This window comes from Streptomyces sp. NBC_01426 (assembly GCF_036231985.1).
Lineage (GTDB): Bacteria > Actinomycetota > Actinomycetes > Streptomycetales > Streptomycetaceae > Streptomyces.
Window position 1 is genome coordinate 14,175 of the sequence record NZ_CP109500.1, and the last position, 26,429, is coordinate 40,603.

Annotated in this window: 25 protein-coding genes and 2 pseudogenes; 10 read left to right on the forward strand and 17 right to left on the reverse strand. The window is 69.5% G+C overall.

The annotated features are described in order from the left end of the window. Positions 1 to 255: 255 nt before the first annotated feature. Positions 256 to 717: a lamin tail domain-containing protein gene (locus OG906_RS00080; RefSeq protein WP_329438724.1), complete on the reverse strand. Its 462-nt coding sequence runs from the start codon at positions 715 to 717 to the stop codon at positions 256 to 258. A gap of 733 nt (positions 718 to 1,450) precedes the next feature. Between OG906_RS00080 and OG906_RS00085 the strand changes: the two genes are divergently transcribed. Continuing rightward, the gene (locus OG906_RS00085; RefSeq protein WP_329438726.1) at positions 1,451 to 3,016 is read left to right on the forward strand and encodes an ISL3 family transposase; all 1,566 of its coding nucleotides are present in this window, start codon (positions 1,451 to 1,453) and stop codon (positions 3,014 to 3,016) included. A gap of 353 nt (positions 3,017 to 3,369) precedes the next feature. Here the strand turns inward: OG906_RS00085 and OG906_RS00090 are convergent, their stop codons facing one another. Beyond that, positions 3,370 to 4,128, reverse strand: coding sequence for a MerR family transcriptional regulator (locus tag OG906_RS00090; RefSeq protein ID WP_329438728.1), 759 nt, complete (start codon positions 4,126 to 4,128; stop codon positions 3,370 to 3,372). A 525-nt stretch (positions 4,129 to 4,653) separates the two neighbouring features. On the opposite strand from OG906_RS00090, the gene OG906_RS00095 reads away from it, so the two are divergent. Continuing rightward, positions 4,654 to 5,073 carry an MmcQ/YjbR family DNA-binding protein gene (locus tag OG906_RS00095; protein ID WP_329438730.1) on the forward strand — a complete coding sequence of 140 codons (420 nt, stop codon included), beginning with the start codon at positions 4,654 to 4,656 and terminating at the stop codon, positions 5,071 to 5,073. 734 nt (positions 5,074 to 5,807) lie between these two features. On the opposite strand, the gene OG906_RS00100 is transcribed toward OG906_RS00095, so the two are convergent. After that, positions 5,808 to 6,326 carry a hypothetical protein gene (locus OG906_RS00100; RefSeq protein WP_329438732.1) on the reverse strand — a complete coding sequence of 173 codons (519 nt, stop codon included), beginning with the start codon at positions 6,324 to 6,326 and terminating at the stop codon, positions 5,808 to 5,810. A gap of 226 nt (positions 6,327 to 6,552) precedes the next feature. Here OG906_RS00100 and OG906_RS00105 point away from each other — a divergent pair, with 226 nt between their 5' ends. After that, complete coding sequence (locus OG906_RS00105; RefSeq protein ID WP_329438735.1) at positions 6,553 to 6,789, forward strand: DUF2283 domain-containing protein; 237 nt, start codon at positions 6,553 to 6,555, stop codon at positions 6,787 to 6,789. 106 nt (positions 6,790 to 6,895) lie between these two features. Here OG906_RS00105 and OG906_RS00110 read toward each other — a convergent pair whose 3' ends face one another. The 3 genes and pseudogenes from OG906_RS00110 to OG906_RS00120 all read right to left on the reverse strand — a co-directional run bounded on the left by OG906_RS00110 (position 6,896) and on the right by OG906_RS00120 (position 8,468). Further along, positions 6,896 to 7,114, reverse strand: a complete 219-nt coding sequence (locus tag OG906_RS00110) for a recombinase (protein ID WP_329438737.1) — start codon at positions 7,112 to 7,114, stop codon at positions 6,896 to 6,898. A 678-nt stretch (positions 7,115 to 7,792) separates the two neighbouring features. Beyond that, a pseudogene (locus tag OG906_RS00115) lies at positions 7,793 to 7,995 on the reverse strand (cold-shock protein). Positions 7,996 to 8,273: 278 nt separating this feature from the next. Next, a complete protein-coding gene (locus OG906_RS00120; RefSeq protein WP_329438739.1) occupies positions 8,274 to 8,468 on the reverse strand; it encodes a hypothetical protein in 195 nt (64 codons plus the stop codon). 350 nt (positions 8,469 to 8,818) lie between these two features. On the opposite strand from OG906_RS00120, the gene OG906_RS00125 reads away from it, so the two are divergent. Next, on the forward strand, positions 8,819 to 9,565 hold the full coding sequence (locus OG906_RS00125; protein ID WP_443067332.1) for a helicase associated domain-containing protein: 747 nt from the start codon (positions 8,819 to 8,821) through the stop codon (positions 9,563 to 9,565). 123 nt (positions 9,566 to 9,688) lie between these two features. On the opposite strand, the gene OG906_RS00130 is transcribed toward OG906_RS00125, so the two are convergent. From OG906_RS00130 to OG906_RS00140, 3 genes and pseudogenes are all read right to left on the reverse strand, one after another. Beyond that, on the reverse strand, positions 9,689 to 10,897 hold the full coding sequence (locus OG906_RS00130) for a hypothetical protein (protein WP_329438741.1): 1,209 nt from the start codon (positions 10,895 to 10,897) through the stop codon (positions 9,689 to 9,691). 151 nt (positions 10,898 to 11,048) lie between these two features. Further along, a pseudogene (locus OG906_RS00135) lies at positions 11,049 to 11,317 on the reverse strand (hypothetical protein). A 1,311-nt stretch (positions 11,318 to 12,628) separates the two neighbouring features. After that, on the reverse strand, positions 12,629 to 13,609 hold the full coding sequence (locus OG906_RS00140) for a replication-relaxation family protein (RefSeq protein ID WP_329438743.1): 981 nt from the start codon (positions 13,607 to 13,609) through the stop codon (positions 12,629 to 12,631). Positions 13,610 to 14,041: 432 nt separating this feature from the next. On the opposite strand from OG906_RS00140, the gene OG906_RS00145 reads away from it, so the two are divergent. Together OG906_RS00145 and OG906_RS00150 are read left to right on the forward strand one after the other, a co-directional pair. Continuing rightward, a complete protein-coding gene (locus tag OG906_RS00145) occupies positions 14,042 to 15,220 on the forward strand; it encodes a molybdopterin-dependent oxidoreductase (protein ID WP_443067333.1) in 1,179 nt (392 codons plus the stop codon). Next, positions 15,217 to 15,735 (forward strand): hypothetical protein, encoded by a 519-nt coding sequence (locus tag OG906_RS00150; RefSeq protein WP_329438745.1) that lies wholly within the window; start codon positions 15,217 to 15,219, stop codon positions 15,733 to 15,735. The genes OG906_RS00145 and OG906_RS00150 overlap by 4 nt, the downstream gene beginning before the upstream one ends. Here the strand turns inward: OG906_RS00150 and OG906_RS00155 are convergent. After that, positions 15,705 to 16,382 (reverse strand): class I SAM-dependent methyltransferase, encoded by a 678-nt coding sequence (locus tag OG906_RS00155; protein WP_329438747.1) that lies wholly within the window; start codon positions 16,380 to 16,382, stop codon positions 15,705 to 15,707. The genes OG906_RS00150 and OG906_RS00155 overlap by 31 nt on opposite strands. Positions 16,383 to 16,825: 443 nt before the next feature. On the opposite strand from OG906_RS00155, the gene OG906_RS00160 reads away from it, so the two are divergent. Next, positions 16,826 to 18,667, forward strand: a complete 1,842-nt coding sequence (locus tag OG906_RS00160) for a glycoside hydrolase family 15 protein (RefSeq protein WP_329438749.1) — start codon at positions 16,826 to 16,828, stop codon at positions 18,665 to 18,667. A 28-nt stretch (positions 18,668 to 18,695) separates the two neighbouring features. On the opposite strand, the gene OG906_RS00165 is transcribed toward OG906_RS00160, so the two are convergent. The 3 genes from OG906_RS00165 to OG906_RS00175 all read right to left on the reverse strand — a co-directional run bounded on the left by OG906_RS00165 (position 18,696) and on the right by OG906_RS00175 (position 20,817). Further along, positions 18,696 to 19,202, reverse strand: a complete 507-nt coding sequence (locus tag OG906_RS00165; protein WP_329438751.1) for a DUF4383 domain-containing protein — start codon at positions 19,200 to 19,202, stop codon at positions 18,696 to 18,698. 114 nt (positions 19,203 to 19,316) lie between these two features. After that, on the reverse strand, positions 19,317 to 19,673 hold the full coding sequence (locus OG906_RS00170; protein ID WP_329438752.1) for a DUF6479 family protein: 357 nt from the start codon (positions 19,671 to 19,673) through the stop codon (positions 19,317 to 19,319). A 430-nt stretch (positions 19,674 to 20,103) separates the two neighbouring features. After that, a complete protein-coding gene (locus tag OG906_RS00175) occupies positions 20,104 to 20,817 on the reverse strand; it encodes an ATP-dependent DNA ligase (RefSeq protein ID WP_329438754.1) in 714 nt (237 codons plus the stop codon). Positions 20,818 to 21,306: 489 nt separating this feature from the next. On the opposite strand from OG906_RS00175, the gene OG906_RS00180 reads away from it, so the two are divergent. After that, the gene (locus OG906_RS00180) at positions 21,307 to 21,906 is read left to right on the forward strand and encodes a DUF4142 domain-containing protein (protein ID WP_329438756.1); all 600 of its coding nucleotides are present in this window, start codon (positions 21,307 to 21,309) and stop codon (positions 21,904 to 21,906) included. Positions 21,907 to 22,217: 311 nt separating this feature from the next. Here the strand turns inward: OG906_RS00180 and OG906_RS00185 are convergent, their stop codons facing one another. Continuing rightward, positions 22,218 to 22,790 (reverse strand): MarR family winged helix-turn-helix transcriptional regulator, encoded by a 573-nt coding sequence (locus OG906_RS00185; RefSeq protein ID WP_329438758.1) that lies wholly within the window; start codon positions 22,788 to 22,790, stop codon positions 22,218 to 22,220. 300 nt (positions 22,791 to 23,090) lie between these two features. Between OG906_RS00185 and OG906_RS00190 the strand changes: the two genes are divergently transcribed. Both OG906_RS00190 and OG906_RS00195 read left to right on the forward strand, forming a co-directional pair. Next, positions 23,091 to 23,267 (forward strand): hypothetical protein, encoded by a 177-nt coding sequence (locus OG906_RS00190; RefSeq protein WP_329438760.1) that lies wholly within the window; start codon positions 23,091 to 23,093, stop codon positions 23,265 to 23,267. Between the two features lie 53 nt (positions 23,268 to 23,320). Then, positions 23,321 to 23,767 carry a hypothetical protein gene (locus OG906_RS00195; RefSeq protein WP_329438762.1) on the forward strand — a complete coding sequence of 149 codons (447 nt, stop codon included), beginning with the start codon at positions 23,321 to 23,323 and terminating at the stop codon, positions 23,765 to 23,767. A 59-nt stretch (positions 23,768 to 23,826) separates the two neighbouring features. Here the strand turns inward: OG906_RS00195 and OG906_RS00200 are convergent, their stop codons facing one another. From OG906_RS00200 to OG906_RS00210, 3 genes are all read right to left on the reverse strand, one after another. Next, complete coding sequence (locus OG906_RS00200; protein WP_329438764.1) at positions 23,827 to 24,234, reverse strand: hypothetical protein; 408 nt, start codon at positions 24,232 to 24,234, stop codon at positions 23,827 to 23,829. Positions 24,235 to 24,487: 253 nt separating this feature from the next. Then, complete coding sequence (locus tag OG906_RS00205) at positions 24,488 to 24,763, reverse strand: hypothetical protein (protein WP_329438766.1); 276 nt, start codon at positions 24,761 to 24,763, stop codon at positions 24,488 to 24,490. 77 nt (positions 24,764 to 24,840) lie between these two features. Next, positions 24,841 to 26,364: a flotillin family protein gene (locus OG906_RS00210; protein WP_329438768.1), complete on the reverse strand. Its 1,524-nt coding sequence runs from the start codon at positions 26,362 to 26,364 to the stop codon at positions 24,841 to 24,843. Positions 26,365 to 26,429 lie beyond the last annotated feature (65 nt).

A 26,429-nucleotide genomic window follows, 5' to 3' on the forward strand; every position in this document is an offset into this window, starting at 1 on the left:
CGGACCGGTGCGCACCGCCCGCCGCCGGCTCGGCACCGGACCGGCGCCCGATCAGCGGTGCTGTTCAGGGAGTGCCGCCCCCGGGCACGGAACCGTGCTCGCGCGGCATCGGCCGCGCCGGAGGCGCGGAATGCCCGGCGCGCTGGGTGATCGCGCTGGACGTGGGTGTGTGCCGGGCGGCTGGCGGGCTGCCCGGCACACGATCACTGCGGGTTCGGCTGCCGCCCGTTCACAGGCGGCAGGCCGTGGCCCGGGTTAGCGGCGGCGGCCCCAGGACTCGGTGTCGACGGTGCGGTTGCGGTCGTCGCGCAGGGTGGCGGTGTCGGCGCGGTTGTCCCAGACGTGGTCACGCTTGCCCTGAAACAGGTCGGTGCGGGTGTCGCGGCCGGATCCGGTGTGGATCCGGATGGTGGCGCGGCCGCCGATGCGGGTGTCGTTGAAGCGGTAGCGGTTGCCGTCGGAGTCACGCAGGGTCCAGCCGCGCAGGTTCACCGGCTGGCGGGTGGTGTTGCGGATCTCGACCCATTCGCCGTTCAGGGAGCGGTTGGAGCGGTCGTCGCGTCCGGGAGCGTCGGCCTGGACCCGGGAGATCTCCACCCGCGGGTGCCGGTCGTGACCCCGGTCCGCCGCAGCGGCGGGAAGCGCGGCGGCGGACACGATCGCGCCGGCGGCCAGGACAGTGGCGCCGATACGGCGGGCGGTCGACGAAGCAGACATACGTGGCCCCTCAAGAACTGTGCCTCACCCGCCGATACGGATCACGTACCGGGTGCGGGTGCCCGGCCCGTAGTGGGCCGAGGACCCAAACTCTCGACCCGACACGTGGCCGACAACAGCCCCCGACGAGGCCGGTTACCGACCCTAGACATTTCCGTCACACACGCCTGCGGGGTACACGCAGTCCGCGTGAACGTGGCCCTGACATTCACTGACCGCTACACCCACCCAGAGCGCGCACGGTCCAGTCGATCATTGCGCCCGGAGCGCACCCCCGGGCGTACCGATCCGCCCGTCACCCAACCAGAGCAGCAAGTTCCGTAACGGCCGTTCTGCACGATTCTTCGCACGCACATGCGGAAACCACAGCTCGGAACGAATCCGTCCACCTGCTCTGGTGCCCACCTCGCCGACTCGGCGGTTGGCCGGCCCGATATACGCGGGTGTGCGCGGCTCGACCGGTGAGCGACTCTGAAGGCGACAGGCCCTGCGCCGCGACCGGGACGGCCAAGGCGACGTCGCGCGGTGACCGTGCGCAGCGGGGACGTAGAGCAGTGACCGGCACAGAGTGCGGGGACCGGGAGCGGCTGCGTGTCGCGCAGCGTGGCTTTGTTCACGACTTCGGGTTCTGGCTCAACTTCTGGGCTCTGTCGCTAATTTGGGGGTAGATGGGCAACTATCCGATGTGATGGGTGGGGTTCAGGTCGGGGACCTTCTTCTGCCGGGTGTCGCGGTGGAAGTCGACCAGCTGGTGCTGACGGATGCAGAGGCCCGGCTCGCCGTGCGGTCGGGGGCCGTGTCGGCGGCCTGTCCCGGATGCGGGCGGAGATCTTCGAGAGTGCACTGCTACTACCAGCGGACCCTGGCGGATCGTCCGGTCGCCGGCCGGCGTGTGCGGATCGAGCTACGGGCGCGTCGACTCGTCTGCGGGAACGAGCAGTGTGACCGTCGGACGTTCGCCGAGCAGATACCGGGCCTGACGCATCGCCACGCACGCCGCACCGACGCACTCACCGCCCAGCTCACCGACGTGGCCCTGTTCCTGGGCGGCCGGCCAGGCGCTCGACTGTTTCAGCGCATGACCATCGACACCTGCAAGGACACTCTGCTCCGGCTGATCCGTAAGCTGCCGCTCCCCTCGTCGGGATCGGTGCCGCATCTCGGCGTCGACGACTTCGCCGTTCGAAAGGGACGGACCTACGCGACGATCCTCATCGACATGGCAACCCACCGCCCGATCGACGTCCTGGCCGACCGGGCCGCAGCAACTTTCGCGTCCTGGCTGCGGGACCATCCTGAGGTCCGGATCGTCTGCCGTGACCGTGCAGGCTCCTACCGCGATGGGGCCCAGGTCGGTGCCCCGCAGGCCATGCAGGTAGCCGATGCCTGGCACCTCCTGAACAACCTGGCGCAAGCAGTCGAACGCGTCATCGGACGGCATCGCGCTGACCTGCGACAGCCTCTCACCTCACACGATGACCGGACCGACGACGGCCCGGCCTCCGAGGGCCGCGACCGCGAAGAACTGGATATCCACGGACGGCCACGACCTCTGGTCGCCCGCACCCGCGAACGCCACCAACAGATCCACGAACGCATCCAACGTGGCGACAGCCTTCGCGCCATCGCACGCGACCTGCGGCTCAGCCGCGGCACAGTCAACCGCTTCGCGCACGCCGCAGAAGTCGATGAGCTTCTCCTCGCGGCCATTCATCGACCCGCGCTGATCGACGAATACCGCCTCTACCTGCACCATCGCTGGATGGAAGGCTGCACCAACGCCTCCGCGCTCACCCGGGAAATCCAGCGGCTGGGCTACCGCGGCAACGTCAACACCGTCCGCCGGCACCTGAAGCCCTACCGCAACGGCGCGATCCCACTCACCGCCCCCTTGCCACACCTGACCGTCCGCAGGGTCACCGACTGGATCATGCGCCGACCCGAGCGCCTCAACGATGTTGAGCGAAAGGGTCTCGACGATCTGTGCGAGCGGAACCCAGCGCTGGCCACGACCGTCGATTACGCACGCCGCCTGGCACTCATGGTCCGCGACCGCCGCAGTGAACACCTCGCTCTCGACGTCTGGATAGCCGACGTCCGCCTCGATGGACAACGCGAACTCCGCACCCTGGCCAATGGCATGCGACGCGACCGCGCGGCCATCCAGGCCGCCCTCACCACGACCTACACATCCGGAGCGGTCGAGGGTAACGTCACGCGGGTCAAGCTCCTGAAGAGACAGATGTACGGCCGCGCCAACTTCGATCTCCTACGACGCCGCATCCTGCTCTCACCATGATCAAGAGGCCACGACCCCCAAATCAGCGACAGAGCCAACTTCTGTGGAGCTGCGCCGTACGCGCTCGTGCCCGGGTCGGGCCGACGCGCTGATCTGCTGGGTCCCGTCGCTCAGCGGCTCGGCGCTCCGAGCCCCGAGCCGCCTCCACAGAAGTTGAGCCAGAACCCGACTTCCGACAGCGATTGTTCATCTCGTCGGGAGGCGGTCTTTCGTCAGGAAAGTCGTTGTTCATGAGAACGGGCAGCACCCTGTTGAGGGGGCCGCGGACGGTCCCCGGGATCGAACATCTCCGGCCCGCCGTGACACGGCGCAACCGCCATCGCGTCCTCCCTCGGTGGCGGTTGCGCCGTGTCTCAGTTCAGCCGGGTGGTGACATAGGCCTCGATGGCGTCGCGCTGGTATGCGGCCAGGCCCGGGGCGATGGCCTCGTATGCGGCGCGCCACGTCTCGTTGTCGACGATGGAGCGTCCGATGGCTCGGTAGTCCTCTGCGGAGACAGTGCGCAGTTCGGTCAGTCCCTGGTACTGGGCGTCGATTTCGGCCTGGACCGGGTCGGCGTCGGCCGGGTGGCCTGCGGCCATGAGTTCGGCCAGCCGGATCATCTGCGCGGTGCGATCACGGTGCGCGGCGTCGGCGTCCGCCTGGCTCATCGTGGCAGCGCGTCGTGCGACCGCTTCGGCGAGTTCGGGGAAGTCCTGCATGTTCCCCTCGTACTGGGAGGGCGTCACGCCCTCGAAGAGGTTCTCCGGTCGGTTGATGGTCATGGGGTTGCCGTCCTTCCTGGACTGCTCCAGTTCGGCGATCGTGCGGGAGACGGTGCCGGCCAGTGCGTCGAGCCGGTCCCGTTCTACGAGGAGGCGCTGGTGGTGGCCCCGCAGGGCATCCACCTCGTCGACCTGTTCAGACAGGATCCGGCCGATCTCCGGCAGCCCGACGCCCAGCGCCCGCAACACGAGGATCTGCTGCAGCCGCAGGAGCTGGCGCTCCTCGTAGTAGCGGTGCCCATTGGCACCGATCCGGGCCGGCGGCAGCAGGCCGGTCTCGTCGTAGTGGCGCAGTGTCCGGGCGGTAACGCCCGACATCCGGGCCACCTCCGCAATCGGCCAGTCCATCACCACTCCTGCACGTGTGTGTCGCCGGGCCGGTGTCTCCGGCCCTGATCACGAAGGTAGGAGCTGCCGCAACGGCAACTTCAACCCCAAGACCCAAAATCCTCCCAATCGAACAGGCGCGGTCTGCACCCCAGGCAAAACGGCCTCCGCCCGCTGCCGAAAACTCGTGAACGCCTGAACCCTGCCCAGAGCCCCGACGCCTCCGGAATCCCCGTAGAAACGCTGTCGCCTCTCGGGCTCTGGCCCAACTTCCGTGGAACCGGGCCGTACATGCCCGTGCCCGCGTCGAACCAAAGCACTGACCTGCCGGTTCCCATCGTTCGGAGTCCCGGTGAACCGACCGTCGAACTGTCTCCACAGAAGTTGAGCCAGAACCGCCTCTCGTGAACAGAGCCATGGAGCCCGGCGGCGGTAGTGACCTCTCGCAACGATGATTGAGCGTTGTCAGCGCAGTTTGGTGACCGCGGGATTCCCTGCCCAGCCGCTTCCGGCGCGGAATTCGCCGGCGGTCGCTAGTGTCGGCCCATGTCCAGTCCTGGAGACGTGCCGCCGGAGATCCTGAACCGGTCGCGGTCGATCTGCCGGCAGCTGCCCGAGTCGTATGAGGAACCAGCCTGGATCGGCGTGCGCTGGCGGATCCGTACGCGGACGTTCGCCCATGTCTACACGCCGGACGTGGATCGCTACCCGGTCTACGCCTCGTATGCGACCGCAGACCAGGAACCGGTCGTGATGACTTTTCGGGTGCCCGTCGACGACCTGCTCGGCCTGACCGCCGGTGGGTTCCCGTTCCTCCGTGCCGACTGGGGCCATAACGTCGTCGCCGCCGTTCTCGGTGACCACACCGACTGGACCGAGCTTGCGGAACTGATCACCGACAGCTACCGCGAGATGGCCCCGAAGTTCCTCGCCGCGCGGGTCCCCCTCCTGCCACCGATCAGCTGACCGGCGGTGGGCCTCGTCTCCCGCCACAAGGACCGACTCCGCCAGAGGCAGCCGCTCAACCTTCCCTGAGAATCACTCAACCTTCATTGCGACAGGTCAGGCAGCATCGGCCGGACGTTGACACGCCGCCGGGCCCGGGGCCAGTCTCGCCTACTCCCGGGCCGAGCCCCGGGAAAGGAGTGGGGCGGCCCGGCGCTACTGCCCCCGTCGAAGCGGGCACCGGGCCTGACCCGCACACCCACGTCGGTGCAGGCTGGCACCGACCCTAACCGGCGTCCGGCCCGCACCCGACCGGCGCCGCTACGGAGAGACGGCAAGGGCAGCCGCCCGTTCCCGGGCCTGCGTCAGCTCCGCGCAGCGGATGCCCCCACCGGGGTGCCACTCCCTCACCGGTCAGGCGCCAAGGGGCGGTGCCCGCCTCGCGGGCGGCGTGCCGCCGGACTTCTTCCGAGGGCGCCACCACGGGCCCGGCCGCGGGCGGGGCGGGCCGCGGCCGGTGGACGGCGCCCCGGTACAGAGTGGCGACGCCCGCCGTGCCGGCCAGGACCGACAGGACGAAGTCCGCCTGCACCATGCCGAGCGGTCCGCCCGCCAGGCGGCCGCGAACAGCAGGCCGGCCAGCAACAGGCCGTCGACCGCGATCCGGTCCCGGTCCGACAGCGCCCACCACGCCGCCCGTACCCGCTCCGTCCACGCCCGGAAGGCCTGCCGTCCGGGTGTGGGAGCCTTCGCGGTCACCGCGTGCGCCCCGCGCCCTTGCCCGGTGCGGCCTGCTGCCGGTGCGCGGGGACAGCGGCTTCCGCCGGGGCCTGCCGGCCGGGAGCCGCCGCGGCGGCCGGGGTGGTGGTGGAGCGGGAACGGGCCGCCGCCGGGGACACCCTCACGCGGGACGCGGGCGCGGCCGGGGCGGAGGGCGGCGTCGTCAGGGAGCGCAGGGTCGCGTCCACGAGCCGCCCGGCGGTGGTGGAGGCGGGGCCGTCCTTCCAGCCGGTGTCGGTCTTCAGGCGGGCCAGGTGTCCGGCGAGGAGTGCGGGGCCGCCCTGGTCGCGGATCCGGTCCATGCGGGCCGCGAGCAGGGGCCACTGACCTACCTCCGTCTCCGGCAGCACGTCCTTGACAACGCCGACGAGCGCGGCGTGCGCGAGCCGGTTCAGGACCGGGCGGTCGCCAGCCGGCCACGTCCACACCCGAGGCGCCGGCCCGTCCTGCGGCCCCCACGGCCGCAAGGCGACCGGCTCAACCGGGTCGTCCACGCTCAGCAACCGGCGGCGGACCGCAGGGTCCTACAGCTCCGACACAAGGGCGAAGCCCCGTGGCCGTACCTGCAACATGGCTGGTGGCTTCTCTGCACTAGTCAAGGCGAGCCGACCGGGGGTCTCGGGAGCTGTGGTCTGTCCTGGCGATCTTTCGACGTCAGTACGCTCTCCGGAGGACCAGGACCTGACACGCCAGGTTGGTGAGCAACGGGGAAGGCCGGTAATGCGGGTTGAATACGACGCATCGGCGGACATGGCATACATCTACCTTGTCGACAGCATCGCCCCGGGAGAGGCCGTCCGGCAGGTACCTGCCGAGGACGAAACTGCGATACTCGACTTCGACTCACACGGACGACTTCTGGGTATCGAGCTGTTCAGCGCTAGACGCCGGTTGCACCCGGAGCTGCTGGCCAGCGCCGAGAGGATCGACCGGTCGCCGCGTCCGCCCAGCGTGTGATTCGTTGACACAGCTATGGGGAGTCGAGGCGATCGCCTTTCGCATTCTTCACCTTTTTGTTGATCTGTTCGATGGTGGCCCCAGGCAAGGATTGGGGACCTGGATCTCATTCGGGCTGGCGGGTCGTCGGGATGCCGAGGGCGACGGGTGTCCGTTGGGCGGCTCGGGCTGCGTCAGCCTGCTTGGTGCGGACGAAGGTCAAGGTCATGTCGATGCCTTCGATCTCGCCGAGCCACTGTTCCTCCTCGGCGCGCTTGCGACGCAGGACCAGGTCCCTTTCGATCTCCGCGAGCCTGGGCAGCATCTTCGGGTTGACCCTCAACATGGGACATCCTTCGAGGCCACCGCCTTCACGACCGGGGAGGCGCCGGTCACCCCGAACGGGGTGTTGCGCAGCACAAGCAGTTGCATCGCGCTGACCAGGCAGAGCGCGAACAAGCTCTACAGGATCAGAACGATCCCCAGAGCGACCACGGCCTTCTTCAGCACGCGCCCACCCGCCGGCCCGCGTTGCCCCACCCGGCACACGCCTCGTCCCGGTCGGCCGCATCCGCTGCGGATGATCGGACCAGGCTCCCGATCACTACCAAGAAACCACCCATAGCACCCATATATGCACGTTATGTCCTACATGGGTGCCTGACACGGAGCCGGGGCTTCACCCGTGTCGAGGACACGGCGCTGCCACCTGGCGCCCGCACCCCTATGCCTCCAGCGCCCCAAGTTCCGCGCGCTCCTCGACTACGCGCGGCCCGGCGGCACCGTGGGGAGGTCATGCCGGGTCAAAGCCCGGGATGCGCCCGGCAACACGGGCGCGCCCTCAAGCCGCCCCACACGGGTGACGGCCCCTCAGCGCGTGGGGAAGACCGGCACGGCGACTCGGGTGTTCTGGCTCCATGGGTGAGAAGCGAGACCGGAAGGTGAGTTCTGACTTCGCGCCTGCACCGCACCAGGAAGGCGCGGCGCCCCGTACCCGAGGGGTATGGGGCGCCGTGCTGGTGGGTCAGGCCGGAAGGATGTTCTCGGCCTGCGGGCCCTTCTGGCCCTGAGTGACCTCGAAGGAGACCGCTGGCCCTCCTGGAGCTCACGGAAGCCCTGCGTGGCGATGTTCGAGTAGTGGGCGAACACGTCCGGGCCGCCGCCGTCCTGCTCGATGAAGCCGAAGCCCTTTTCGGAGTTGAACCACTTCACTGTTCCGAGAGCCATGTCGCTCCTTGGTCGGGGACGGGATACGCACTGGCGCGTACCCCTGGGGTTGAGGTGATCGCCCTGGTCCTCCGACTGCTGATCGAGCACTACATCGGAACCACGACTGCTGATCAAGAATCTAGCGGAACGCGGCGTTCCCAGTGGGAGATGAGCCATCCGGGTCACCCCATCCGGCGAAGGCCCTTCCGTTGCCGGGTGCGCTTCGTCTCTTCCTCGGCCGACGAGACCCAGGAAACCGCCCCGGCTCTCGCCTACGGGTGTCCGGGATCGGCTCGTCACCCTGCCGCTTGCCGGGCAGGCCGCCGCGTGAACGCCTCCCCGGCGCGGGTCAGGACGTCCCCGCGGAGAGCCGGTTCACCGAGGATCGCGAGCATGTCCACGAGGGGGTCGTCGAGGCCGAGTGCGGCCTGAGGATCCACGGGCAGCATCTCCATGCGCCATGCGGCGTGGGCGTTGCGGGCCGCCCGCATGGTGTCCGCGTGGGGGCGGGCGCCGATGCTGTGGCGGCGCAGGGCCGTCGTGATGAGCAGCTCGACCGTGCCGGGCCAGTCGCTGCGCCGGCACAGGGGGCAGCCAGGCCCGCGCCGTCAGCACCGTGATCGTGCACGGGTACAGGTGCCCGTACTCCGCCTCCAGTGCCCTTTCGAGCTGGTGGGCCTGGGCGAGTGCCTCGGGTAGGTCGTCGGCCGCGTGGGCGGCCCCCAGGGTTGTCTATGCCTCCCGGTGGGCGTCGGGTACGAGGGTGGCGGACGGTACCGGGTGAACCGAGCGGGCGGGCGGCACGAAGGGCGGGTGCGCGGGCGGGGCGGGGAAGCTCGGGATGGTCTGGTCCCACTTCGACGTCGCATGGGCGGAGGGGCTGTCGGCCGCGCGCGGGTGGGCCGCCGAGCACGGGCACCTCTTGGCGCCGCTGGACGCCGCGTACCAGGGCGCACCCGTGGGGATCTGGCTGAAGAACGCCCGGGTCGCTGCGCGGAAGGCGCAGGAGATCGAGCAGCGGCGGGCGGAGGGGCTGCCGGTGGAGTCGTCGGCCGGGGCGATGACGCGGGAGCGGCGCGAGCAGCTGGAGAAGATCGACCCGTCCTGGTGCCCGGTGTGGCCGGTGACGTGGCAGCACTGCTTCCACCTCGTCAGCCAGCACCTGGATACCGGCGAAGCGCTGCTGACCACGGCGGGCGAGGTCGTGCGCCAGGGCGAGGACCTCGGCCGGTGGGTGACGTCCGTCCGGCTCGGGTGGGACCAGCTCACCGGGGTCCAGCAGTGGATGCGCGAACAGATCCTCGGCATCGAGCCCGCGACCGAGGAGGAGAAGCCGAAGCCGCGCACCAGCCAGGCAGACAAGTGGGCGATGCACCTCGCCGCGGCTGAGCAGTTCTTCGCGCGCAAGGGCCACCTGACGGTGCCGCGCAAGCACGTCGAGACCATCACCCTCGGCGGCGACGGCCAGGCGCAGCGGGACGTCCCGCTGAGACTCGGGACGTGGGTCGACAACCAGCGCCGCCGGGCCGCCACCCTGACACCGGAGCGGGTGGAGCAGTTGTCCAAGATCGGGATGAGGTGGGGGTAGCCGCCACCGGGCGGCGGGGCGGCCGCGCTGCGAAGCCTTAGGTCGCAGTTGGGGCAGGTGGGGCCGGACAGCAGGCGCTGTCCGGCCCCACTCGTACGTTGCCATGGGAACTAGCGGGTACTTCTACGCTCTGGCTCCCTCAAGCTGCGAGTCCGGCAGGTGACCGATCTGACTGACGAAGAGGCCCAGCATCAGTGCCCCTTCAAGGCCGGTCATGAGGGAGACCAGCTGGTCCCTCTCCTCTGGGGTTCCGCGATCGGCGTGCTTGATCTTCTCAAGACGGTCACGTGTCGCCACGAAAACGCGGGCGAAGACATCTTCGAAGAGGGCCGGCCCTTGGCCGTCGTCGTACTCGGTGGCTTCACGAGCCGTGGGGCGCCCGCGGTAGAAGAAGCAGAGAGCCTCGGCCCGCTTGGTCGGCAGCGTCTTGCCGTCCTTGTTCGTGTGGGTCAAGTCCGGCTCGTTCGGGAGGTTGGCCTCCACCCAGGCCAGGGCCTCGTCCTTGGAGAACGCTTCGCGCAAGATCCGGTCGATGACCTCGACCAGCGAGTTGGCGGCCTGAGAGATGCCGTCCTCCGAGTGCTTGAGCGCGTCCTTGGCGCCCCTGAGCTTCCGGACGAGCCTCGAGTTCTCCCTCTCCAGTCTCTTGACTGAGGACTCGACGACCCGGTGCCTGATGCTGGCGGTGATCTCCGGCAAGTCGTCGGGCCGCCAAGCCGCGAGGTCGTCGGCGGTCGCGATCGTGAGCTGCATAGGCAGTGTGGAGAGGAACTTCTTCCCGAACGCCTCGTCCAGCTGGACGAGTCCCTTCATGATCTCCAGGCCGAAGATGTCGGTCTTCGTGACGGCCTTCCGCTGGTTCTCGGTCATGACGCCGATGGCGTCGCCCCAGGCCACGGCGAAGGGCATCAGCCCGCGCAGTCCGCGCCGGATCGCCAGCCCTACGACCGCAGCATCCTCTTTCCACGCGTTACGAAAGCGCCTCGTGCCAGCTGCTCCCAGCAGGCGAACCGCAAAAGCCTGGTAGTTCAGCCCTTTGAATGCGGTGATCCAGGATATGGCCTCATCCGTATCCTGAAGTTTGGTGAGGATGTACTTCAACCCTGCTTCGGCCTCGCCACTGGTGAACTCATCGAAGACGGCGGCGCAACGGTCCTGCCAGGGCTGAGAGCTGTCGGCGTCCATCAGGGTGTAGCAGAGGGACACCAGCATGTCCGCCCCGGTGATCAATCCGTCATCCACCTGAAGCTTGGCGCGGACCTCGGGGCCGAGGTGTCGAAGGAATTCAGCGATACGTGATCGACTCACATCACCGGCCGCAGGATTCTGCATGTTCGCCTCGCTTCACCACACACGATGGATTACCGATAAACATACTCGGGCTGCACGGAACGCATCACTGATTTTGTGAACCGCTACCCAACAGCGCCTCCGACGCATAAGCCCTCCAACAGCTCCCCGGACAGGCACTCCTGGTGAAGCCTCAGGGCGTGTCTCCGGACCAATCCCAGCGGCGCCGCTCGCCGGGCCGCGGGTCGTACAGGGCACGGCCGCCAGCGCCAATTCCCGAGCTCGGTCATCAGCGCGACGCCGGTCCGGATCTCGTCCGCCGTCCAGCCGGTGATGTCCAGCAGCAGCCCATCGAGCGGACCGCCGACCAGTTCGGCGTAGTCGCGGTGCGGCCGCGGGCCCGGATGGTCGTTATCAGCGCCGTAGACCCGGCCGCGCAGCAACCTCCTCATCCCTGTCCATGTGTCCAAGCCTCCCAGCTACCGCCGACAACGCGGGCTTGCCCAGGTCGCTCTGGGCTTGCCCACGGGACGGCAGGAGGCTTGCCCACGGTCGCCTTGGGCTTGCCCACGCGGCCAGCTGGACCCGGGTCAGGTACGGCGCGAAAACCAGCGGTCGGTCCTCTGCGTGGACACGGCCTGGTCCTGCTCTTGATGCGGAGCCTCATCCGACCAGGTCGGCCAACTGCTCGGGCGGCTGCGCCCATGGCCTCAGGCCGGTGGCTGGGCGGCCGGTCAGATCCGCTTCGCCGGGGCATGGGTCCGGGGCGGCTTCGTCCGCCAGGCCGTCGTCGTCCTGGTCCACGTCATCACCGCGCTGCACACCAGCCGGCGCATCTTGCGGGCCCTGGACACTGAGACGCGGGCCGAAGCCGCGGCCCTTACTCGCGCGCCTGGCCGCAGCCCGGCAACAGCAGCGGAAGCGGCAGGAACCGGCGCTGGCCGCCACCCCGGCGGCGGCGGCGCAGGCACCGCAGCAGAACGGTCCGAGGGCACAGCGCTGATCGCGCAGGGGGTGGCACAGGAGGTTCTGCCGTCCCCGTTGACTCGGAAGGGTGTCGTACAGAAGTAGTCGGCGTGCCGTAACCGGCAGGACGACCCCTTGACCACCAGGTCACAACGCACCGCAGCTCGCGCCGGGCCGGTCTGGAGGCAAGTTGCAGGGCTACTTGTGAAGCAAGTTGTAGAGCAAGTTGAAAGGCAGGTTGTAGAGCAAGTTGTGGAGCAAGCCGGGCCGGATCCGTCGGGGACGGCCGCAGTCCGCGCAGCCCCGGCCACGACGGAGACCCCTCACCACGGCTATTGCGTGGACAAAGAGGTGTCGTTTTTCAGATCGGGCTTGCCCACGGCCTCTGACCTGCCCGAACGCGCCCACTCCGGTTCGGGGGGGTCCCACTCCCGGTCACACCTCCGGTGCCACGCCTAGTCCGCCTCTGCAGCCACCCCTGCAGACAACCTCCGGTGCAACTCCCAGCGCGCCGAGGGAGCCTGGGCAAGCCTGCGAATCGACGGCCAGACCCCCCTTGCCTGCCATGGAACCCTCGCCGGTCAAGGGGTTGCCCTCCTGTCCTTCGCAGGCTTGCCCAGCATGGTCCGTCAGCTGTGGGCCCCCCAGCGGCCGGCGCCCAGCCGCGGCGGAGGCCGCCGACGCCGAGACGGACGGGCGGAGCTCGTCCTGGGCGGCCCGCTCCGGCGGTCCGCCGGGAAGCCACCGGCGACTCCTGGTCGGCGACGGTGGGCACCGGTCTGTGCCCGAGCGGGCGGCGCGTGGTGCTCATCGCCCTCCGGAGCGCAAAGCACGGATCCATCCGAGAGGTCCGTCCAGCCTCGCGTCGACTCCGGCCGCCGCCTGCTCCTGGGCCCGTTCCCGGGCCTGCTCGGCGTCGCGGTCGGCCCGGTGTTGGCAGATGTCACAGAGACCACCTGCGGCTTTCGTGCCCCGTGCGTCGTCGTCGGGGTAGACCTTGCGTCCGCACTCCCGGCAACGCCACGCCGCAGCGTCCCGGCGCCAGCGCTCTTCCTGGTGCTCCTGCTCTTCCCGTTGGCGCTCCCCCTCATCGGCCGCCCGGCATTGTTCCTCGCGGACGGAGTAGGCGCTGTAGTCGTCGGGGTTGGCCAAGGCGTCGTTGAGGGTCTCGTGGCTCTTGCGGCCGTAGCGGCACCAGATCGGCCCGTGCGGGCCGTGCTCCTCCAGGAGGTCCAGGACGGTCACGATCACTGGCACCACGCCGGTGTAATCGCGGTAGCCATCCTTGGTGCCGTCCGAGTGGGTTCCGGCGGTGTGCCAGTGGCCCCGCCACTCCTGGACGCTCAGACGCTCGACCTCCCGCATCCGGGTCTCCATCGCGGCCGGCGTCATCTGCTTGGTGAACACGATCGCCAACGGCGGGTGCGCCTCCCGGTACTTCGCCGTGGGTGTCGTCCACACCGTGCGCCACAGCGAGAGGTCACCCCCCACCGTGGCCCGCCCTGCCTGCGGGACGCCGCGGGCGAGGAAGCGGCGGTAGCGGGCGATCTTCTCCGCCAGAATCGGCGGCGACTCCGTACCGTTGTCGACCTCCACAAACAAGAGCGGCAGCGCGGTGTGGGGCGCGGTGAACACCATGTCGGCGCGGACACTGCCCCGACCCGGCGCCGCGAAGCTCCCGGTCACCGGCAAGGGCACTTCCGTCGACCAGGCCGCGATCGGGCCCAGGCCCGGCGGGCGCTCCACCGGCGCCGCAGCCGGTGCGGGGACCGTTGGAAAGGCGATCACTTTGTCGAAGGGCACACGGGTCTGGAGGCAGTGGTAGAGCTGGCCGAGCGAGCGTCTGCTCCCCGCGCGCGGCGGCCGCCTCGGCATCGCCCCGGGTGCCGCGGCGTGCCTCCGACGGATCGGGAGGAGCCGTAAGGATGGTTGATGCGTGTCGTGGATCCGGTGAGGCGCGTGAGCGCGGGATGTTCTCCCGGACGCTCATGCCCGATGAGCCGGATACATGGAGAGATGTGCCGGATGGATGCCAGCGTCGAGAGTAGCCGGCCGGACGGTGTGCCCGAGCGGCCGCAGAGGCGCGGGAAGCCCCCGCGTACACCGGTCGCCGAACGGGTGCGGGACGCGGTCGGCAGGGCGCGGTCGGCGGGTCCGCCGCCGGGCCCCGCCCGTCCGGGATTCTGGCGGAGCCCGTTGCGGGGGCCTTGGCTGACCGGGGTGTTCGGCCTGATCCTGCTGGTCGGGGTCGTGGTGCTGTTCGTGACGGGTCTGTTGTCGTACGCGTCCTACAACCCGGACCTGGCGGCGCGCAACGATCAGACGCCGGACAAGGGGTGGTTGGGGTTCTACCTGTTCACCTGGCCGACATCGCCGTACTGGCTGTACCGGCTGACGCAGGGCGTGCACACGGTCCTCGGCGTGGTCCTGGTCCCGGTGCTCCTGGCCAAGCTGTGGTCGGTGATCCCGAAGCTCTTCGAGTGGCCTCCGGTCCGTTCGGCCGCCCACGCCCTCGAACGGCTGTCCTTGCTCCTGCTGGTGGGCGGGGCCGGGTTCACGTTCATCACCGGGATCCTGAACATCCAGTTGAACTACATCTTCCCGGGCTCCTTCTACACCCTGCACTTCTACGGTGCCTGGGTGTTCATGGCCGCGTTCGTCGTCCACGTCTCCTTCCGGCTACCGCGCGCCGTGCGAGCCGTCCGGGCGGGCCGGGACTGGCAGCCCGCGGCGGATTCTCAGGAGGCGGCCGGGCTGGTCTCGCCCCGTCCGGCGGCCCCGACGATCTCCCGGCGCGGAGCGGTAGCGATGGTGGGCGCCGGCTCGCTGGCCCTTCTGCTGGTGACGGCCGGCCAGAGCATCGGCGGCTGGTGGCGCAAGACCGCCCTGCTGGCCCCGCACGGCCGTGACCCCGGCACGGGCCCGAACGGCTTCCAGATCAACAAGACGGCGGCCTCCAGCGGGATCCGGCCCAGCGACATCGGGCCCGCCTGGCGGCTGACCGTGCGCGGAGGCGGCCGTCAGGAGGTGTTGACCCGGGACATGCTGCTGGCGATGCCCCAGCGGGAGGCGGCGCTGCCGATCGCGTGCGTGGAGGGCTGGTCCACCCCGGACCAGCAGTGGTCCGGCGTACGCCTCACCGATCTGGCAGCCCTTGTCGGCCTCGGCACCGACACACCACAGGTCCTGGTCGAGTCGGTCCAGCGCGGCGGATCGTTCTCCTCCGTGGTCCTCGCCCCCAACCAGGCACGTGACGACCGCTCGCTTCTCGCGATGCGCGTGAACGGCGCGGATCTGTCGCCCGACCACGGTTACCCGGCGCGCGTGATCATCCCGGCCGCTCCGGGCGTCCACAACACCAAATGGGTCACTCGCCTCACCTTCGGAGAGCCCGCATGAACCGGAGCACGTTCCGCGCCCGCTACGGCGCCTCCCCGCTCCACCTCCTGCTCACGCTGGCCTGCTTCGCCCTCGCCCTCTACGCCGGCATCCGCCTCCTGAAGGGCGACACCATCGGGGTGGCGATCTGGTTCGTCGGCGCCGCCCTCGTTCACGACCTGCTGCTGCTCCCCGCCTACTCACTCACCGACCGCGCCGCCCAGCACCTCTTCCGTAGCCGGAACGTGCCCTCGGATATGAGCCAACCGTGTCCGAGCGTGAACTACCTCCGTATTCCCCTCTTCATCGCCGGTGTCCTGTTCCTCGTCTGGTGGCCGCTGATCCTCCAACAGGGCGGCCATTACACGGCCTACACCGCGCTGTCGGCCGACGGCTTTCTCGCCCGCTGGCTTCTGATCACCGCTGGCCTGTTCATCGCCTCGGCGATCGTCCTGCTCGTGCGGACCTGGCTGCGCCTGCGGCCGGAACGCGAGGAGGTCCGGGCTCAGGCGCGGGCCCGCAAGGCCACGAAGTGACGTTCCCCTGAGGTGCAGGCCCACTGTTCGACGGGTGTCCAGCCCGACGTGCGGCCGTGCTGGACCAGGGCCCGGGTGCCGACGGTGGCCCAGGCGAAGACGGGGCTCGCCGCCGTCTGCCCCGTGTGGATCCGCACCCGGCGCCGCTCGTCGACATCGGCAGGGGCGGCCTCCGCGATCAGGAGCCCCCGGTCGCGGACCACGCGGCGGATGCGCTTCAGCAGGCGGCGGGGATCCCCGCCGATGCCGATGTTCCCGTCGACCAGGAGCGCGGTGTCCCAGCGCCCCTCCCCGGGGAGCGGCTCGAATACCGACAGGCTGGCTGCCGTACCGCCCCGGCACACCGTGGAGATGACAGCGGTCGGGCACACGTCGATCCCCAGGACACGATGCCCTCGCCGGGAGACTTCCTCGACGAGGCGCCCCGCCCCGCACCCGATGTCCAGGACCCGGCCCACACAGCGGTCCACGACGCCCCGGTCCGTGTCGTCCGCCTGCGCACACCAGCGCCGGACGTCCAGGGGCAGACACCAGCCCTCGGCATCACGCAACGTGAGCCCTTCCCCCGGCACGCAGATCGCCTCGGCGTACGGGCCGCTCTGCCAGGGCTCGTGGCCGTTGGTCCGCATCGGAGCAGCGGCGCTCACACACGCTCCCGTCTGCCGTGGAGTGCCCGCCGGAAGGTGATCGGGCGGGCCAGGGGTGTCCTGCCCGTGCAGCGGGCGACGCGGATCGCGGCCCCGCCTGCGGCGCCCGGTGCGGTCCCGGTCGACGTTAGTTCCGCCCGCGGAAGGGCGCCTGCCGGGAGGAGCAGACGGGCGACCGGGCACGGGGACTGAGGGCGTTCGGGTGGCAGGCAGCGCGTTGCCGGCGTGGTGCCGGTTCGGACGCGTGTACAGGGTGTCTCCTGGTGGGGCTCCAGCCGCCCCGGGATGGGTGGCTGGCTCACCACTGCCTGCTCCGGGGCTTGCCGTCACGTCGCCGGCCTCGGAGCGGGGAGTGCCGACGCTTGCGACCGTACCGCCGGGGCTTCGGACGGCATCGTCGGCGTCGGCCGGGGTCTCGGGGATCGTCGAACGGGAGCGTCAGCGTGAGCGAGCGGCCCATCGGCGATTACGCGGTCCTCTCGGACTGCCGGTCGGCGGCACTGGTGAGTTCGGGCGGGTCGGTGGACTGGCTGTGCTTCCCCCGCTTCGACGGGCCGGCCGTCTTCGCCCGCCTGTTGGACCAGGACGCGGGCCACTGGTCGATCCTCCCTGTCGGCGGCCCGGGCGAGGTGAGCCGCCGCTACCTGCCCGACACCCTGGTCGTGGAGACCACTTTCCGCACCCCCACTGGGACGGCGGTCCTCCTGGACGCGCTGGCCCTGGGCAAACGCGAACGCGGACACGGCATGGGGCAGTCCTCCCCAGGGACCCTGCTGCGCCAGGTCACCTGTACGAGCGGCACGGTCGACATCGCCGTGGAGTACGCCCCGCGCCCGGAGTTCGGCCTGATCCAGCCGGTCATGACCCGAGTCCGTGGGGGCTTGTCGGCCCGCGGGGGCGCCCAGTCGCTGATGCTCGCCACCGACCTCGCCTTCCGCCTGACGGGCTCGACCGCCCACGCCGAGGCCACCCTCACCACCGGGGACCGGCTCGGGTTCGCGCTCAGCGCCGATCCGGCCTGGGGACCCGACCCCACGCCGTGGTCCCGCCGCCGCATCCGCCGCCGGCTGTCCGACACCGAAACGGGCTGGTGTTCCTGGTCCACCCTCCACGCCGCCTACACCGGCCCCTGGGAAGAGCAGGTCCGCCACAGCGGGAGGGTGCTGCGCGCCCTGACCTACGCACCGACCGGTGCGATCGTCGCCGCCGCGACGACCTCGCTCCCCGAGAGCATCGGCGGAACCCGGAACTGGGACTACCGCTACACCTGGGTCCGCGACGCCAGCCTCACCCTCCAGGCCCTGGCCACCGCCGCCTGCAAACAGGAGAAGGCCGACTTCTTCGCCTTCCTCGCCCAGGCCGCCGCCACCCAACTGGAGCGCGGCGTCGACCTCCAGGTCATGTACGGCATCGGCGGCGAACGCGACCTGAGCGAACGCACCCTGCCCCACCTGTCAGGATGGCGGGGCAGCAGCCCGGTCCGCGTCGGCAACGAAGCCTGGCGCCAGCGACAGCTCGACGTCTACGGAGAACTCCTCGACGCCGCCCACCAGACCCTGCCCCACGACGAACTACTCGACCCTCCGGTCAGTACCTTCCTGCGCCAGTGCGCCGAAGCCGCAGCCCGACGGTGGGCCGACCCCGACCAGGGCATCTGGGAAGGCCGCGGCCCCGCCCGCCACTTCCTGCACTCCAAACTCATGTGCTGGGTCGCCCTGGACCGCGCCATCGACCTCGCACCCGCCCTCGACGCCCACGACCGCGTCACCGACTGGCAGCACATCCGGGACCAGATCCGCGACACCATCGAAGGCCAGGGCTACAACGAACGAGCCGGCGCGTTCACCCAAGCCTTCGGCAGCCCACGCCTCGACGCCTCCGCACTCATGCTGCCCCTCACTGGCTTCCTCCCCGGCGACGACCCCCGCGTGCGCTCCACCATCGAGACAATCGCCCGGGAACTGACCGACTCCCGCGGCCTGGTACGCCGCTACCTCAAGGACGACATCGACCACGACGAGGGAACCTTCCTGCTCTGCACGTTCTGGCTCGCCCAAGCCCTCGCCCTCACCGGCCAGAACGCCCGCGCCCGCCAGGTCTTCGAGACCGCTCTCACCCACGCCAACGACGTCGGGCTCCTGCCCGAAGAAGTCGACACCCGCACCGGCGAAGCACTCGGAAACTTCCCCCAGGCCTTCAGCCACATCGGCCTCATCAACGCCGCCCACGCCATCCGCAGCGCCGAAACCAATCGACTGGGGCAGGACGGGACAGCCTCCGAGTGAGGGCGAGCATGACAGGTCCCGGGGCACGTTAGCTTCGGGGGTGGCGGGACTGCCAGTACGGGTTGTCGTGGGGCAGCGATCCGCTGACCCGCCCGTACATGCCGAACGTCATCAGCAGCAGGCCGGTCACGAAGCTGAAGACCACGTTCTGGAGATGGAACGCGAACACGTTGAAACGGGAGTCCAGAACGGCGAGGCTCGCGAAACCGGCCGCGAGAAAGGCAACGGCCACGATGATGTTGACGGTGGACGCGGTATTGCCCCCGATCACCGCGCCCGCCAGGAGCAGGCCGCCCACCAGGACGGAGGCCACGCTCAACGCGCCGTTGCTGCCCAGGCCCATCACCATGCTCCCGCTGGTGCTGAAGAACCCGATCCGGTCGATCAGCCCCAGGACGCCGAACACGACCAGAAACGCGCCCATGAGCCCCGCACCGCCGCGATAGACGCGCCGTAGTCGGTGATCGACCGGAAGGTGGTCGTCGAGAACGACGCGCCGCCCGCGACGGGTCTGGTTGTGCGTGACTGTGGCCATGATGATCGGGCCTCCTTCATCCCCCGTGTCCGATGACGTGAGAGGCACCTGCCAGTGGTAGCCCGGGGCGACGTGGCGGTCGCGTGCTCCGGATTCCGCAGATGCCGAACCGGATCATTTCGTACGTGGGTTGGGGTGTTCGAAGGTCGACTCCCGCGCCGCGCGCGCTTCTTCGGGGTGGGTGTGGGTGGTCGAGCCGCCATTGCCGTAGCCGCCAATCTGGTGCGGGCGCAGACCGCCTTCGGGGAAACCGCGCGACTCTCGTTCCCCGCGCACCTCGTACACCGCACCGCCGACAGGCAGGTGGGGCTGGCTGTCGGGCGCGGGTGGCCGGCGCTCCTGCTTCCGAAGGCGCTGACCCAGCACGAACGAGCCGATCAGGAAGCCCACGACAAGAAGACCGACGACCAGGAACCAGGCGATGTTCGTCAGGGTCATGTCCACTGCGAGGTCGTACCGGGCGAAGTCCATACCTCCACAATCACCCATGAGGGATCATTAGCGATGAAAATGGATGAGACGGAAGTATTACGGTGCTTCATTCCGGTGGCGTGGCGTCGGCCGGACCGCCCTCGGGGCAGACATCGGCCGAATGAGATCCGGGGCCCAGGACGCCGACGGGGCGACCGCTCCGTGGGAGGCTGCGTGCATCGCATTCCCTCCCTGCCAAGAGCCCCCGATGAGTCCTGCCACCGTCCCGCCCGCCCCGATCGGGTCCGTCCGGTGACCCACCGCGCTCCCGGTTGCCGGGATTCACCGCTGTTCGTCATGGGCGCGGGTCCTCCTGCCAGTCCGGGGATACCTGTGCTCGATGCCCGGCGGGCACCCGCAGATCCTGGCCGCCGGGGCGCTCGCCCCGGGGGCCCTCGCCGCCGGGTGATGCGCCTCCCACCAGAGCTGATCACGACCTCGCATGGGTACCGAGCGGGCGAGGTCTGACCTCGGGGAGTACGGGCGGGCGCGGGTAGAGCAGGCCGATGGTGATCGCTGCGGCGGCGGATACGGTGCCGCCCCCGGCGAGGGCGGTGTGGGGACCGGCGTTCTGGGCGATCCACCCGATGTACTCCCGGGCCTTGACCGGGTCCGTGGTCATCGGGCACAACGTCCACGGGGCCGCCAGGCCCCGGGCCGCGAAGAGGACTTCCAGGCGCCGGCGGCGCTCCCGATACGGCAACGCGAGCAACTCGACGCCGTCGGCCTGGAGGACGTCGAACGCCACGAAGTACGCCGGTGTCCGGGCCGTGAGGATGGAGGCGCTGCGGGCGCGGGCGGCGGCCCGGCGCTGCAACGCCTCGAAGCTGAGCCGGCCCGCCTCCGGATCCCACACCAGCAACTCGCCGTCGAGGACCAGGCCGCCCGGCAACTGCTCTCCCGCCGCCGCGACCAGGTCGGGGAACCGGTCCTGCACGAGAGAGCCCCGGCGCGTCTGGAGCAGTACTCGCCCGCCGGGGTCGGTAGGGGTGAACAAGATCGCCCGGTGGCCGTCGAACTTCTGCTCATAGGCGAGCCCGCCCGCCGTGACGCCGGGCCCGGGGATCGCCTCGGCGGCCTGCCATAGAATAGAACACGCGTCCGATCTCCCGCCTGACCTGGCGCGCCTGCGTACCGTCGTCACCTACCTGCGGGCAGCCCTCGGCCGGGCCGAACAGGCACTCGCCGTCGCGGAGACGCAGGCCTCCCTGGACGAAGACCGCCGAAGAAATCCTCGACGAGGTCGCCGCCTACTGCCACCGAATCTCTGACTCAGGTCACTAGGAAGAAGCCGAGTGAACACGTCCGGCGAGTTCGGATGCGAGGCGGAGGATTCGGATCGCGTCTGCATCGCACTGACCATGCGCGGCCTCCGTGCAAGGAGTGATGTCGAGCGAGCCGGGGGGATGCTAGCCGATGACAGCTACCCCTTCTCACTTTTGAGCATCACCGCTAAATCGCATAGTTTGCCTAGGGCAAAGGTTAGCGTGTCCACACCCCAACAGTTCCAGACATAACACGCCGGTTCCGACACCGGCGAGCTGTCGTGGACTTAGGAGTTGTGATGAAAACTCATGCGCGCAGTACTCGACCCGCGTCCCGTCGCCGTCTCGTGGTCTCGACCATTTCAGTCGTGGCGGCGATCGCCACGGCGGCCACCTGGCTCTCGTTCCAAAACAGCTCGGCCGACGAGTCGGCTGCCGCCGGCCTCCCGGCGGCGGAGGCCGCTCCGGCGGTACCCCAGGCGGCGCATAGCGATGGGGTCACCCCACTGGACAAGGCCTTCCTGGGCAAGGTCCGCCAGGCGGGGCTATGGGAGATCCCGGCGGGCCGACTCGCCCAATCGAATGCATCGAGCGAAGCGATCAAACGAGCCGGCCTTCACCTGCTCGACGGCCACAGCAAGCTCGACCAACTGGTCCGCGAGGACTCCGAGGCGCTGCACGTGCCCATCCCCAACGAGGCGACAGCCGAACAACAAGGCTGGGTCGACCAGTTGCGGAACGCGCGGGGCAGCGCCTTCGACCAGCTCTTCGTGGACCTGCTCCGGTCTTCCCACGGAAAGGTGTTCATCACGATCGGCGAGGTCCGCGCATCCACCAAGAACTCATTGGTGAGGCGTCTTGCCACACAGGCCAACAACACCGTCCAGGACCACATGGATGTACTGGAGGACACCGGCCTCGTCACTGACGCCACATTGGACGACGTCGCGGCCAGCGTTCCCAAGTGACGAGCCCGTCCGCCCGTGGAGCCAAGGGCTTCGCGAACTTGCACGCGGCTCGTGGAAGGCGTTGGGTCGGCCCGCCTTTTCGACACCGGCCGAGCGTGGGACACCCAGAGCTCACCGGGCCGGAGCATCAACAGGTGTGGTGCTCCCACAGGTGTGGTGCTCCCACAGGGCCGATGTCATCCATCTCGGTCTCGTTCCGAGTGACTTCCGACTCCGTGCTGTGCCTCTCGTCCGCATCGTCGAGCAGGCGAGAACCCGGAGCCCCTGGATCTGGAGACATCCGCTGGCGTCGGATCACCGGCCGGTCGCACTCAGGGCCTGCCCCCGTCACCCTGCCCACCGCTCCCCCGCTGCGCTGGGTCGCTCCATCCCAGTGGAAAGAGCGAACCGTCCCCATCGCGCACAGTGGGCTCGCCGCCGGCGGCATTGAACGCGGTGAGCGCTTCTACCAGTGCCGCCCGCTGACTGGGATCAATGCGCGCGGCGATGGCCGCGATCTCCTGCCGGCGCCGGGCCGTTACCTCCTCCACGAGGCGCAAGCCCCCGGGAGTCACCGACAGCATCGTCTCGCGGCGGTTCTCAGGATTGGGCCGCCTGTCTGCCAGTCCGGCCACGATCAGGCGGTCGACCATGCGCATCGCCGTCGAGGGGTTGACCCCGAGTGCTTCGGCAAGCACCACAAGTTTCGCCGCGCCCCGAGTGGCCAGCACCACCAGCATCCGGAACTGCGCCAGCGTGACCTTGTCCTCAGCCGCCGCGAGGGAGCGAGCGGAGACCGCCACAAGAAGCCGGGAGGCCGTCAGAAGAGCACGGGTCACGTCGTCCACGTCGACTGTGTCGTCCAGAGGTGCCGAAGGAACAGTGGCATGCGGGAGTTCGGTCATGCTCCTTTCTACCGCCCCTTCCCGCCTCGCGCCGACCCGGTGCCCTCCCAACCTGCGGATCGGAGCGCAGGGCCCCTAGAGAGCTCGACGAGTAAGGCATCCGGGCAGGTGTCCGCCCTCGGTCAGACGGCAAGCATGTACCGATGGCGGAGGTCGGGCACCGATCACGGAGCAACGAGTACGGGTCAGCCGAACTCCCGCTCTGTGACGTGGACGGTGAGGCGGGATGCTGTACTCCCGTTTCACCGCATGGGAGCCTGAGACGACCGTCTGCCCTTCCTCCCTGCCAGGAGACGCGCCATGCCACGACCCACCTCGACCGGGCCGGCGTCGCCTCTGCTTGCCTTCGGAGCGATCCTCACCGCCGCAGGCGCGTTCTTGTACCTGCGCCCTGGCCCCGGCATGCCACTGATCGCGCTCGGCGCCCTCGCTCTCGCCGCAGCGACGGCGGCCTGGCTCGCCTCCCGGCAGCGCTGAGACCTGGGGGCCGACGACCGGCAGCCTTGATGCGCTTCTGATGCCGATGCCGAGTGGTCCGGGGGCCGCGGCACTCCACTGTTTGGGCGACCCCGGACCCGGCGATCGGGGCGTTCAGCTACCTCCGCGCCATCCAGGCCGGTGACTTCGAAGCCGCCCACGAGTTCGCCGGCGCCGAGCCGCGGATGGCCGAGTTGCTGGTCGACGTCGTCGAGCGGATCGTCGTCCCCGTCACCTCACTGGTCGGGCTCCTGCTTGACGAGGCGTGCGACGCGGCCCTCGCCCTGGAAGCCGTCGGGCGCGTCCTGGTGACGTGCCTGCGCGTCTGGGAGCAGACCGGCCCCGGGGCGGCGGAGGGAACCGCGCATTTGCCACGGCGCGTGTATCTCACCAGCCAGGTCCTTGCCGGATCGGACAGCTGGGGGCGGCCTCTGACAGGTGCGCTCCGCGCAGGCTCTCGTCGATACGGTGATCTGCACGGTTCAGGGCGGCTGTGCTGATGCCTTCACGGTGGTCTGGTGACCAGAGGCGGCCTTCTGGTCTCCACGCAGACGGGACCTCAGCTTTGTGGCCGCACGCCGGACCCGTCGCTGTGGGCCAGGCGGGCGAGGACCTTGGCGTACACCATGGTTGCCGCTGCGGTGACAGTGGCTATGGACGCCAGCGCGAGGATGCCCATCAGCGCGGGCCACTGCCGCAGTTCGTCGCTTCGGCAGATTCTGTCCTGAGGCGACGGGTCGCCGAGCGGTCCCTGGCACACAGCGTGGGTCCCCTTGTATGAGGACACCTCGGGGCCGAAATCGGCAACCATCAGGAAGATAAAGCACCCCCAGACCAGCATGGCGAGGAGCATCCAGACGATCGACCACCCCTCGATGCGGCGCGCGTCCCGGGCCCTCTTCTCAGCCCTCTCTGGTGCGGTGCCTTCAAGAACCGACACTTCCAGAGCCGTCTCATCGGCTTCCATTCGCCCCCTGCTTTCAATTAACGATCATCAGTTCATCACAGCCTGATTGCGCGCCCTGGACTGACGTCCCCGGAGCCGTTGCCGGACCTGTGTCTTTGCGATGGGGAGCACAGCTCGGCAAACGCGAGGCAAGCAGGGGATCGTCGCATCACGGACCGGAGGGATGCATGGGCTGTGGCACGCGGGTAGAACCTGCTCCACCGTTCAGAGACGCTCTGCGGCTCTCGGGGCCACGCTCCGGCGGGTTTGCCGCTCAAGGATCGAGCGGGCTGGTGGGCAGCGGGGCCGGCCAGGGGGTGGGGATGCTCGCCGGTGGTGGCCACGAGTATTCGTATCGTGGCGGACTCCGTGTGGGCGCGGGCTCCGGTGCGAACGGGCCTGCCCGGTTCGCCATGAGGAGCATCATCGTCCCGGCGAAGAGGAGGGAGACGATGATCAGGGTGAGTCCGATGGGGTTGCGCGGGTTGTAGTAGTACCTCTGGGTGCCCCACTTGCTTCGTTTGAACACCGGCTCCCGGTCGTAGTTCACCCGGCGTCCCCCTCGTTTCGCGTCTGCCGCCGCCCGCTCTTGGGGCCCGCTCTCAGCGGGCCCCAAGGATGTGCGAGCTAGCCGACGATTTCGATCTTGCCGTTGGATGAGTTCGGCTCGGGCATGGCGGACGTCTTGGCGGCGGTCAGACCGCCCAGGAGCTGAGCGAGGTCGACGCCGGTGGTGGAGGAAAGAAGTTCCATGCCCTGGGCGACGTTGTCGGTGACGGTGCGGGAGAGCTTGCTTGCGCCGTCGGTGGAGATGACGGTCATCTTGTCGATGGCAGACAGAGGTTCGGCGGCCTTGGCCACGACCTGGGGCAGTGCCTCGACCATCATCTGGATCATGGCGGCGTCACCGTAGCTTTCGAAGGCGTCCGCCTTCTTCTGCATGGCCTCGGCCTCGGCGGCGCCCTTGGCCAAGATGGCGGCGGCTTCCGCGTCGCCCTCCAGGCGTACGGCTTCGGCGATGGCGGCGCGCCGGGCGCGTTCGGCCTCACCGCGCTTGGCGCCCTCGATGGCCTCGGCCTCGGCGAGGGCGGAGCGGCGCTGCTTCTCCCCCTCGCCGGTCAGGCGGGCCCGCTCGGCCTCCGCCTGGGCTGCGGCGATGGCCGCCAGACGCTCCGCCTCGGCCTGCTTCACGCGGGCGACCCGCAGCGCTTCGGCTTCCTGTTCGGCCTGGTAGCGCCGGGCATCGGCGGGCTTGCGGACCTGGGTGTCGAGCTGGCGGTCGGTCAGCGCCGCCTGGCGTTCGGCTACCTTCTCCTGCTCGGCCAGGATCTGCTGCTGCCGGTCGGCGTCCGCCAAAGGGCCTGCCGCGTTGGCCTGGGCGGTCGCCGCGTCGGTCTCCGCCTTGATCTCGGCCTGCCGCAGGTACAACGTCCGCTGGGCGACGGCGATCTCCTCCTCGGCCTTCAGGCGGGCCTGTTCGGCGGCCTGGCGGGAGTTGGCCTCGGCGATGTCGGCTTCCTGCTTGGCGCGGGCGGCTTCGGGGCGTCCGAGGTCCTCAAGGTAGGAGCCCTCGGTGGTGATGTCCTGGATCTGGAAGGCGTCCAGGACGAGGCCCTGGCCGGACAGGCTGGCCTCGGCCTCCTCCGCCACCTGCCCCGCGAAGGCGGCCCGGTCGCGGATGATGTCCTCGACCGACATCCGGCCGACGATGGCCCGCAGCGCGCCGGAGAGGACTTCTTGGGTGAAGCCAACGATGCCGTCCTGCTGCTGGAGGAAGCGTTGGGCGGCGGCGCGGATGGCGTCCTCGTTGCCGCCGACCTTGACGATCGCGACGCCTTCGAGGTGGGCCTTGATGCCGCGCAGGGTGACCGCGCCGCGAACGGCGATGGGGATGTGGCGGCTGGACAGGTCGAGGGTGTACCGCTGCTGGACGAACGGGACGACGAACACGCCGCCGCCGACCACGACCTTCTGGCCGGTGGTGTCGGTCGATATCCGCCCCGTCTCCGGATCGGTGGACCGCTTGCCCCGGCGCCCGGTAATGATGAAAGCCTCGCTGGGTCCGGCGACCTTGTAGCGGGTGACGACGACGAGGGCGAGCAGGACGAGGAGTACGACGACTCCCACGACCGCGGTGACAACAGGACTCATGGTGGTTCCCCCCTGCCTCCCGGAAGGGGGCAGACTCTAGGGCTGATGGAAAGAGGATCGGAAAG